This is a genomic window from Bradyrhizobium sp. AUGA SZCCT0177 (genome assembly GCF_018130125.1).
Taxonomy (GTDB): domain Bacteria; phylum Pseudomonadota; class Alphaproteobacteria; order Rhizobiales; family Xanthobacteraceae; genus Bradyrhizobium.
Genome location: NZ_JAFCMA010000056.1, coordinates 19908 through 30489, shown reverse-complemented (window position 1 = coordinate 30489; position 10582 = coordinate 19908). Strand labels below are relative to the sequence as shown.

At 64.3% G+C, this 10582-nt stretch carries 9 protein-coding genes; 2 read left to right on the top strand and 7 right to left on the bottom strand.

The features are described from left to right. The first annotated feature begins 501 nt into the window (after window positions 1-501). Window positions 502-1626, top strand: a complete 1125-nt coding sequence (locus JQ597_RS36230; protein WP_212270171.1) for a DUF2336 domain-containing protein — start codon at window positions 502-504, stop codon at window positions 1624-1626. 116 nt (window positions 1627-1742) lie between these two features. On the opposite strand, the gene JQ597_RS36225 is transcribed toward JQ597_RS36230, so the two are convergent. The 6 genes from JQ597_RS36225 to cobS all read right to left on the bottom strand — a co-directional run bounded on the left by JQ597_RS36225 (window position 1743) and on the right by cobS (window position 8374). After that, the gene (locus tag JQ597_RS36225; RefSeq protein ID WP_212270170.1) at window positions 1743-2855 is read right to left on the bottom strand and encodes an NADH:flavin oxidoreductase/NADH oxidase; all 1113 of its coding nucleotides are present in this window, start codon (window positions 2853-2855) and stop codon (window positions 1743-1745) included. Window positions 2856-2947: 92 nt separating this feature from the next. Continuing rightward, window positions 2948-3910: a Bug family tripartite tricarboxylate transporter substrate binding protein gene (locus tag JQ597_RS36220; RefSeq protein WP_212270169.1), complete on the bottom strand. Its 963-nt coding sequence runs from the start codon at window positions 3908-3910 to the stop codon at window positions 2948-2950. A 78-nt stretch (window positions 3911-3988) separates the two neighbouring features. Further along, on the bottom strand, window positions 3989-5059 hold the full coding sequence (locus JQ597_RS36215) for an esterase-like activity of phytase family protein (RefSeq protein ID WP_212270168.1): 1071 nt from the start codon (window positions 5057-5059) through the stop codon (window positions 3989-3991). Between the two features lie 4 nt (window positions 5060-5063). Next, window positions 5064-6965, bottom strand: a complete 1902-nt coding sequence (cobT, locus tag JQ597_RS36210) for a cobaltochelatase subunit CobT (protein WP_212270167.1) — start codon at window positions 6963-6965, stop codon at window positions 5064-5066. Beyond that, window positions 6962-7372, bottom strand: coding sequence for a GNAT family N-acetyltransferase (locus JQ597_RS36205; protein WP_212270166.1), 411 nt, complete (start codon window positions 7370-7372; stop codon window positions 6962-6964). Before JQ597_RS36205 ends, cobT begins: the two co-directional genes overlap by 4 nt. A 3-nt stretch (window positions 7373-7375) precedes the next feature. Beyond that, a complete protein-coding gene (cobS, locus tag JQ597_RS36200) occupies window positions 7376-8374 on the bottom strand; it encodes a cobaltochelatase subunit CobS (RefSeq protein WP_212270165.1) in 999 nt (332 codons plus the stop codon). A gap of 311 nt (window positions 8375-8685) precedes the next feature. Here cobS and JQ597_RS36195 point away from each other — a divergent pair, with 311 nt between their 5' ends. Beyond that, entirely contained in the window at window positions 8686-9348 is a 663-nt protein-coding gene (locus JQ597_RS36195; protein WP_212270164.1) for a DedA family protein, read from the top strand. Here the strand turns inward: JQ597_RS36195 and JQ597_RS36190 are convergent. After that, on the bottom strand, window positions 9341-10555 hold the full coding sequence (locus tag JQ597_RS36190) for a citrate synthase family protein (protein ID WP_212270163.1): 1215 nt from the start codon (window positions 10553-10555) through the stop codon (window positions 9341-9343). The two genes, JQ597_RS36195 and JQ597_RS36190, sit on opposite strands and share 8 nt — an antisense overlap. Window positions 10556-10582: the final 27 nt, after the last annotated feature.

Below are 10582 nucleotides of genomic sequence, written 5' to 3'. Positions count from 1 at the left end.
CATGTGCAGCTTTTTTAGCACAGAACGCACATGAGACCGCGGGTGCAGCGCGCATCCGGCATTCCCTGCGCCCTCTGAATTTTGGGGGGCGGAAGATTACCTGCAAACCTCGGGCGCCATGTGCCGCGAGAACGCGAAGCTATATCCACGTCGTCCCGGCGAAGGCCGGGACCCATACGCCGCGGCCTATCGGTGAGATCGCCGGCCTTAGTGACCTTCTGCAACAACAACCGCCGCGGAGTATGGGTCCCGGCTCAAGGCCGGGACGACGGCGGAGAATGGCGCGAGACCCCTACCCCACCTTCCCCATCAGCGCAGCATTGAACGCGGCGACCCAAATCTCCGTAGTTTCACTGAGTAGCTCGCCCAATGGACTGCTTCGCTTCGCTCGCAATGACGGTGAGACGCCCGCCAAGCACCCCGAATTTTACCGACTGTTCAGCTATTCCCCATAGGCTTTTTCCCTGTGCCAGAATTGGCTTCGAACGCTCAGGACGAGCGATGCTAGAACAATCCATCGCCGATGAGGTCGAGGCCGCCATCAAGGCCGGCTCGGCGCAAAAACACCTCGAGACCTTCCGGCGCGTCACGGACCTGTTCCTGACCTCGGCCGACGGCTTCAATGGCGAACAGATCGAGCTGTTCGGCGACGTGCTCGAACGGCTGATCAGGACCATCGAGCTGCGCGCCATCGCCGACGTCAGCGCGCGCATCGCGCTCGCCGAAATGAGCAGCCAGCTCGCGTCGGTGAAGCAGGCGCCGCATGCCGTGATCCGCCGCCTCGCCCACAACGAGGATATTTCGGTCGCAGCGCCCGTGCTGACCGAATCCGCGCGGCTGTCGGCGGAAGATCTGCTCGAACTCGCGCAGACCAAAAGCGAGGCGCATCTGCTGGCGATATCCGGCCGCTGGTGGCTCGCTGAAATCGTCACCGACGCGCTGCTGGCGCGGCATTATCCGAGCGTCAGCCGCAAGCTGGTCGCCAATCCCGGCGCCAAGGTTTCCACTGGTGGTTTTGCCGTGCTGCTGGCGCAGGCCGAACACGATCCGGAGCTGGCGATCGAGACCGGCATCCGCGTCGACCTCCCGGCGGATATCCGGCGGCAATTGCTGCGCGACGCCACTGAAGCCGTGCGCACGCGGCTGCTGTCGCGCGCGCCGCCGCATCTGTTCGAGGAAATCCGCGGCGCCATCGCGGCCGCCGCCGACGGCGCCAGCCGCGAAATGTCCCGCGTGCGCGATTTTGCTTCCGCCAAGCGCTACGTGACGCTGCTCGCCAAGAACGGCCAGCTCAACGAAGGCGCGCTGATGAGCTTTGCCAGGCAGCGCAAATACGAAGAAACGGTAGCGGCGCTCGCCGAACTGTCGCGCTCCGGCATCGACGTCATCCGCCCGCTGATGCAAAGCCTGCGCGACGACGGCCTCTTGATCCCCTGCCGCGTCGCGGGGCTGAGCTGGGAAACCGTGGCCGCCGTGCTCGACAGCCGCTTCGCGTCCGGCAACATGGGCCCGCACGAACTGGCGCAGGCCAAATCGCAATACGCCAAGCTGACGCTGGACAATGCGCAGCGCATGCTGCGGTTCTGGCAGGTGAAAGCGACGGATGCGCCGCCCGGAGTGAATTGACGGATGCGCCAAAGCGCATCCGTCATCCCGGGGCGATGCGAAGCATCGAACCCGGGATGACGACGTTAGAGATGTACTTACTTCCCTTCTCCGACAAAAGGAGAAGGAAGAAAGTGCTACCGCGTGCCGAATGTGGTCGCGCCGAACAGCGCCTTCTGCGTCGAGGGTTGCGAGCGCCAATATTGCGGCGGCGCAAACACCTCGCCGCCGAGTTCGGCGGCGGCGTGCCAGCCCCAGCGCGGGTCGTAGAGCATGCCGCGGGCCAGCGCGACCATGTCGGCCTTGCCGGACGCCACGATCTCCTCGGCCTGTCTGGCTTCGGTGATCAGGCCGACCGCAATCGTCGTGAGGCCGGTCGCCTGCTTGATGGCTTGCGCGAATGGCACCTGATAGCCGGGGCCGAGCGGGATTTTTTGCAACGGGCTGACGCCGCCCGAGGACGCGTCGATCCAGTCGACGCCGCGTTTTTTCAGTTCTTTGGCATATTCAATCGTCTGCGCCAGATCCCATCCGCCCTCGACCCAGTCGGTCGAGGAGAGCCGCAGGCCCACCGGCTTGTCGTGCGGGAACGCCGCGCGCACCGCATCGAACACTTCGAGCGGAAAGCGCATGCGATTCTCCAGCGACCCGCCATATTGATCGGTGCGCTGGTTGGAGATCGGAGACAGGAATTGATGCAGCAGATAGCCGTGGGCGCTGTGCACCTCGATGGCGTCGATGCCGAGCCGCTCGGCGCGCTTGGTGGCAGCAACGAACGCATCGCGCACGCGGGCAAGACCCGCCGCGTCGAACGCCAGTGGCGGCGTCTCGCTCTCCTTGTGCGCGATCGCCGATGGCCCTTCCGCCCGCCAGCCGCCTTCGGACACCGGGATCAACTGGCCGCCGTCCCAGGGCGTGTGGCTCGACGCCTTGCGGCCGGCATGGGCGAGCTGGATCATCACGGCAGCCTTGGAGCGCTTGCGCACCGAGGCCAGGATCGGCTTCAGCGCGGCCTCATTGGCGTCGTTGTAGAGGCCGAGGCAGCCCGGCGTGATCCGGCCGATCGCCTCGACCGCCGTTGCCTCGATGCAGAAGATGGATGCGCCCGACAGCGCCAGCGAATTGATATGCGTGAAGTGCCAGTCATTGGCGTCGCCATCGACCGAAGAATACTGGCACATCGGCGCCACCATGATGCGGTTGGCGAGCTTCAGGCCACGCAGCTGGATCGGGGAAAACAGGTTGCTCATGGGGATTCCTGGGGACCGAAGGGGACGACGCTGGCCTCCTCTGTAGCGAGCCGCCCCCTTCCCCTCAACCCGCCGCCAGCGCAACCCTCCCCTTACGGTTTGATTCCGGCGGCCTTGATCAGCTCAAAATTGGCCGCGATCTCGCGCTTGAGGAGCGCGTCCATCTCGCCGGGGCTCATCGGCATCGGCTCGATGGCGAGCTTTTTCAAGCCCTCCTGCGTCACCGGATCGGCCAGCACCTTGGTGCCTGCCGCATGCAATTTGTCGACGATCTCGCGCGGCGTCTTCGACGGCACCAATACGCCGAACCAGATCGCGCTGTCGGCATCCTTCAATCCGACATCGACCGGGGTCGGCACGTCGGGCAGCTCAGTGGCGCGCTTGGCCGTCGATACCACGAGCGCGCGCACCTGGCCCTCGCGGATCAGCGGCAGCGCGGTTGCGAGCGGACAGAAATAGAAATCGATCCGGCCGCCAAGAATATCGGCGATCACCTCGCCGCCGCCGCGATAGGGAATGTGGGTGGCCTCAAAGCCGGCGGCGAGGCGGAATTTCTCGGAACTGATATGGACCGCGCTGCCGATGCCGACCGAACCATAGGAGATCGATCCGGGCTTGCCCTTGGCGTCCGCGATGAAATCCCGGATGGTTTTCCACGGACGCGAATTCGGCACGATCATCACATTGGCGGTGGAGCCGATCATCAGCACCGAGGCGAGGTCGCGCGCGGCATCGAAGGCCAGATTCGGAAAGATCGCCGGTGCAATCGTCAACGCGTTGGAGTTGGAGAGAATGCTGTAGCCGTCGGGATCAGCCTTCGCCACCAGGCCCGAACCGACCGTTCCACCCGCACCGGCGCGGTTCTCGATCACGATCGGCTGGCCAAGCTCGACCGCCAGACGGTCGAACAGCAGCCGCGGCACGACGTCGGCCGCACTGCCCGCGCCAAAGGGGATGGTCGCCTTGATCATCCGGCTGGGCCAGGTTTCGGCCTGGGCGGCAAAGCCAGCGAAAACGATCGAAAGGATGAGAACTACGCGAAAGGACCTGGTCATCAAATGCTCCGGTTTCACTGCCCGGATCGCTGCAAGAACCGTTCCGAAAACAGCGTTACGCAGTGCCCTCCGCCTGCCTCAATCCACCAGCGTGAACTGCAGCAGCAGATTGCGCTGGATCATCGAGAAATTGTCGTCGGAGATCAGCGTCAGCACCGTATCGCCCTCGTCGGTCACATGGGCTTCGATGCCTTCCAGATTGTCGATCTCACTGCCGAGATCGGCGTTGAAGATCGTGGGACCGTCGATCACGGCGCCTGAGGCGATTGAATTTGGCGCGATGCGCCGGATCCGGACGCCGATGCCGCCGAGCATGGAAAACTTGCGCTCCAGCAACAGCAATTGACCCGAGGGCAGCAACACCGCGTCGCTGACGTCGAAATTCTCGGTGCGGCGGATGCCGAACTGGCCGGGCGTCTTGCCGCCAATCATAAAGCCGATGATGTTGCCGCCGGCGTCGAGCCCGCGTTCGGAGATTGCGACCAGCGTCCCCGCCAGAGGCTGGCCCTTCGGCACCATCACCAGCGCCTCGATCCCCTTGTTGAACGGCAATTTGCGCGCCGCCGGCGGCAACGGCAGCGGCTCGCCGAGCGAGCGCGTAAAACCCTTGGCGAAATCGAACCGCAGTATCTGGTTGACGCGTTCCAGGCCGACGTAAACGTAAGAACCATCGAGCGCGATCGACTCGGTGTCGAACCAGCCGCGCGCGGTGATCGGCTTGCCATCGGGACCGAGTATCGGCGACGCTTCGACATCGTCGAGGCCGGTCATCTCGCGGCCCTTGTAGGCAATGCGGCCGGTAAACCAGCCGCCCTTGTCGCTGATGGCGATGAAGCGCTCGCCCTTGGCGTCGAGCCGCAGCCCCGACAGGCCGCCGAAGCCGCGAAACCGCGAGGTCAGAATCAACCCGCTGCGATATTCCAGCGAGCCAAACCGCACATGTGAGCGGTCGCGGGTATCGAACGACGGTAGCGGCCTTGCATTGACCTCGATCGAGACCGGCGCGGTGACCGAATATTCATCCGGGATTGCCGGCTTCGGCGGCCGCTGAACTGCGGTCTGCGCATGCGCGATCGCAGGCAGCGCCGCGGCCGAGAGCCCCGCCGCTGCAGTTTTCAGAAAGCGACGGCGGCTCACCGGTGCGCGCATACTCTCAGGAATGCAGACGGCGTGGCCGGCGCGTTGTCGTGGGCGCGGCACCGTGGGTCTCGCTGAAGAGCTCGGCAAGCTTTTCGGTGATGGCGCCGCCGAGTTCCTCTGCATCGACGATGGTAACCGCACGGCGATAATACCGCGTGACGTCGTGACCGATACCGATCGCGATCAGTTCGACCGGCGAACGGGTCTCGATCTCCTCGATGATATGACGCAGATGCCGTTCGAGGTAATTGCCCGGATTGACCGACAGGGTGGAATCGTCGACCGGCGCGCCGTCGGAAATCATCATCAGGATCTTGCGCTGTTCGGGACGTCCGAGCAGGCGCTTGTGCGCCCAATCCAAAGCCTCGCCGTCGATGTTTTCCTTCAAAAGCCCCTCGCGCATCATCAGCCCGAGATTTTTCCGCGCGCGGCGCCAGGGGGCATCGGCGGATTTGTAGATGATGTGGCGCAAATCGTTCAGCCGGCCGGGATTGGCCGGCTTGCCGGCGGCAAGCCACGCCTCGCGGGACTGCCCGCCTTTCCAGGCGCGCGTGGTGAAGCCGAGGATCTCAACCTTGACACCACAACGCTCCAGCGTGCGCGCCAGAATATCGGCACAGGTCGCCGCCACCGTAATGGGACGGCCGCGCATCGAACCGGAATTGTCCAGCAGCAACGTCACCACGGTGTCGCGGAAGGTCGCTTCCTTTTCGTGCATGAACGAGAGCGGATGATAGGGATCGGTGACCACGCGCGACAGCCGCGCCGGGTCAAGGATGCCTTCCTCGAGATCGAACTCCCAGGCCCGGTTCTGCTGCGCCATCAGGCGGCGCTGCAGCCGGTTGGCCAGCCGCGCGACGATGCCCTGCAGGTGCGCCAGCTGCTTGTCGAGATAGCTGCGCAGCCGTTCCAGTTCGTCATGGTCGCAGAGATCCTCGGCCGCGATCACCTCGTCGAACTTCGGCGCAAAGGCGTGATATTCCGGCCCGCGTGGTTCATTGGCGCCGCGCGAATTCGGCCGCGTCGCCTCGCCCGGCGTTTCGTCGTCGCCGAGTTCGCCATCGTCGAAGGTGTCTGACGTGGAAGCCTGCGCGCTTTCCATCGCGCTCTCCGACATCTCGTCGGTCGAGGCCTGGGCCTGATCGGCGCTCATTTCCTGCGCGGCGTCAGAGTCGGGCGAGCCTTCGGCGCCGGACTGATCGTTCTCGCCGTCCTGATTCTCCTCGTTGTTCTCGTCGTCATCGGCATCAGCGTTGCGGTCGTCGCCAAGGTCGAGCGCCGACAGCAGATCGTGCACGAGGTCGCCGAACTTGGCCTGGTCTTCGGTAACGCGGCTCAACTGATCTAGCCGTGCGCCGATCTTGTCCTCCAGCACCGGCCGCCAGAGATCGACTACTTTTTTAGCAGCGGTGGGCGGCGCCAACCCGGTCAGCCGTTCACGCACCAGCATCGCCAGCGCATCCGACAGCGGCGCGTCGGCGCGGTCGGTGATCTCGTCGAATTTGCCGCGATGGAAATGATCGTCGAGCATCGCGGTGAGGTTTTTCGCGACACCAGCCATCCGCCGCGAGCCGATCGCTTCGACGCGGGCCTGCTCCACCGCCTCGAACACGCCGCGCGCCTGCGGATTGCCCGGCATCAGCTTGCGGTGGACCTTGGGATCGTGACAGGCGAGTTTCAGCGCGATCGAATCGGCGTGGCCGCGCACAATCGCGGCATCGCGTTTCGTCATCTTGCGCGCAGGTTCGGGCAACCGGGCCTTGCCCGGCGCGAGACCCGGACGTTCGGCCGCGAACGTCACTTCGAGCTCGGGTGCTTTTGCGATCGCGCGCAGGCACGACGTCACCGCGCGCTTGAACGGTTCGGTCGGCGCTTCCTTGGATCCGGTGCGGAATTTGGAGTTGGATGTGCTCATAGCGCTTTCGTGAACCAATGGCGCGTCACGCCTTCAGGATAACCTTCGATCGAACCGAATTCCTCATAACCGCAGGCGCGGTAGAAACCCGGCGCCTGAAAACTCATCGTATCGAGATAGGACCGCGTGGCCCCAAACCGTCTCGCTTCGTCTTCAATCGCCTTGATCAGCTTTGTTCCAAAATCCTTGCCGCGAAGTTTCTGCTCCATCCAGAACAACTGTATGAACAGCACCGTGGTCCAGACCTCACCGACAATCCCGCCGACGATCTTGTCGCCTTCGCGTAAGGAGATGGCGAGGCGCTTGTATTTCTGCCTCCCCATCTTCTCGTTGTTGTAGCCGATGAGTCCGCCGAGCACCGCCTTCTTGGTCTTTCCAATGGTGCGCTCGACGGAAATGGTTGGCATGGGCTAGCTGAGCGCCACGTTGACCGAACTCTCGGCCAGCTCCGCGTTGAAGCAGCGCTGATAGAATTCAGCCACCAGCGGCCGTTCCAGCTCGTCGCACTTGTTGAGGAAGGTAACGCGGAACGCAAAGCCGATGTCGGAGAAGATATCGGCGTTCTCCGCCCAGGTGATCACCGTACGCGGGCTCATCACCGTCGAGAGGTCGCCATTGGCGAACGCGTTACGGGTGAGGTCGGCGAGCCGCACCATCTTGTTGACGATGTCGCGGCCTTCCTGCGTGCGATAGTGCTTCGCCTTGGCGAGCACGATCTCGACTTCCTCGTCATGCGCCAGGTAATTCAGCGTGGTGACGATCGACCAGCGGTCCATCTGGCCCTGGTTGATTTGCTGGGTGCCGTGATAGAGCCCCGACGTATCGCCAAGACCGACCGTGTTGGCGGTCGAGAACAGGCGGAACGACGGGTGCGGCTTGATCACCTTGTTCTGGTCGAGCAGCGTCAGGCGGCCGGAGACTTCCAGCACGCGCTGGATCACGAACATCACGTCGGGGCGCCCGGCGTCATATTCGTCGAACACCAGCGCGATGTTGTGCTGCAGCGCCCAAGGCAGAATGCCGTCGCGGAATTCCGTGACCTGCTTGCCGTCACGCACGACGATGGAGTCCTTGCCGACCAGATCGATACGACTGATATGGCTGTCGAGGTTGACGCGCACGCAGGGCCAATTCAGCCGCGCTGCGACCTGCTCGATATGGGTCGATTTACCCGTGCCGTGATAGCCGGTGACCATGACGCGGCGGTTGTGGGCGAAACCCGCCAGGATCGCGAGCGTGGTGGCACGATCGAAACGGTAATCCGAATCGACGTCCGGCACGTGCGGGTCAACTTCGGAATAGGCAGGCACTTCGAGATCGGTATCGATTCCAAATACCTGCCGGACCGACACCTTCATATCGGGCAAACCGACGGGCTCAACAGTTTTGTGCATGGCGGCGGTCGTCATCAATCCTCCGAGGTCCCGGGCGCTCCCGAAACCAGATTTGTTGAATGGCTGCGGATGGGTGTTGCCGCAAACCTAGCAGAGTGCAACGGCCGGCAGAAGCCCGCCGCGCAATGAAAGTTCCGCTGCCTTATCATTGAGATAGGCACTGAACTCGATTTTTGGAGGGCAGCCCTGCGAATCACGCCGTACTTTTGCCCGGCGGCCGGGCCAGCCCGCCGCGGAACCGACGCCTCGGGACGGCCCTTCCCGCCCCCTTGGCGAGTTGTTAGGTCTGGGAAACAGGCAACCCACGCGGCTGAAACGGGAATTTTGTGGCCTCCTTCCTCGATCCTCTGATCGCATTTGTCTCGGCCCATCCGTGGCTTGCTTACCTGACGCTATTCCTCGCCGCCCTGCTGGAAGCTGTTCCGGTGGTCGGCTCGCTGGTGCCGGGATCAACCATCATCCTCGCCTTGAGCGCGCTGGTGCCCGGCGGCGAACTGAAATTGTGGGCGGTGCTGGCGGCAGCGATTGCCGGGGCCGCACTCGGGGACGGCACCGCGTTCTGGGTTGGCCATCGTTCGCAGCGCGAGATTCTCAGCGTCTGGCCGCTGAAGAACTACCCCGCCGTGGTGGCGCAAAGCGAAGCCTTCTTCCAAAGCCGTGGCGCGCTTGCGGTGTTCTTTGCGCGCTTTGTGCCGCCGATCCGCGCCTTCGTACCGGTCACGGCGGGCGCGCTGGGCATGCCGCCGCTGCGGTTTTACGGCGTGAATATTCCGGCCATCCTGGTCTGGGCGATGGCCCATGTGCTGCCGGGCGTATTCGCGATCTCCGTGCTGCACGAATATTTCGGGCTGCCGCATCATCACGGCACGGCCAAGCATCTCTGGATGCTCGCGGTGCTGGGCGGTGCGCTGGTTGCAGCGCTTGCGATCTGGATCATCCGCCGCCGCCAGGGCGGCGGCGTGATCGAGCCGGCCAAGCCGGTCAAGTAATCCGGGCGCGTCCCGGGGCGGGGCCGACATAGCGCGCACGCGGGCGAATCAGCCGCTCTTGGCGCAATTGTTCGCTCGCATGCGCGATCCATCCGACCGTGCGGGCCATCGAAAACAGCACCAGTTCATGGCCCGGCGGCAGGCCCAGCGTGTGCACGAGCACCGCCAGCGCATAGTCTATATTGACGAATTCGCCGGTCGCTTCCGCAATGCGTTCCGGGATTTCGTGAGTCAGTTTGCGCTCTGCGCCCGAGCGCGCCAAAGCCTCCAGCAAGGCCTGCGCGCGGGGATCACCTAGCTTGTAGACGCCGTGGCCGAAGCCCGCGAAACGCTCGCCCAACGCCACCCGCTCGCGAATCAGGGGCGCGACGTCGCCCTTGGCCAACGTCTTGAGCAGCTGCGCCGCCAGCACGCCGGCGCCGCCATGCTTGGGACCTTTCAGGGCAACGAGGCCTGCAATCATCGCGTCATAGAGGTTTAGGCCGGTCGACGCCGCGCAGCGCACGGTGAAGGTCGAGGCGTTCAATTCATGATCCGCCAGCAGCACCAGCGCGCGGCGGATCAGATCGGCGGCGTGCTTGTGATCGGGCGCCCAGGCCCTGGCGATCTGCAGGTGCAGCGGTTGCGGCGAGGTCTTCGCGTTCAGCATGGTCGCGACCACCAGGCGCAGGATGCGGCCGCCGACCATCGCGCGTCCCTCGGGCGCGCGGGTAAAGGCGCGCGGATCGGCAACGGCCGCGAGCGCCAGCACCGCAATGGCGCGATCGATCGCGTTGGCGCCGCGGGCGGCCTCGGCCACCGCGCGCATTTCATCCGAGATCGACGGGCAATTGTCCGGAGCAAAGGGATCGACGCCGGTGACGTCCCACAACAGCGTCGCGGCGTGTTCGAGCGTATCGCGCTCGGCGAGATCGACGCAGTTGACGCCGCGATAGATCGGGCCGTCCTCGGTGATGGTCGCGATCGCCGAATCCATGACGGGCAAATCCGCATCGAAACTGCGCATCCCGCGCGGCTCCGGCGCCGGCGCCCGCCGCTCCTTGAGCGTGCGGACGTCCTCGGCGCGGTAGCGATGGCTGCGCGAATCGGCCGACGGCTCGGAGCGGATCAGGCCGCGGCTGACATAGGCGTAGAGCGTCGCCTGCGAGATCGCGAGTTCGGCGGAGGCCTCGCGGGCCGAGAGATAAAGGCCGGCGGATTTTTTCATATTGATTTACATAATCAAGATTGATCA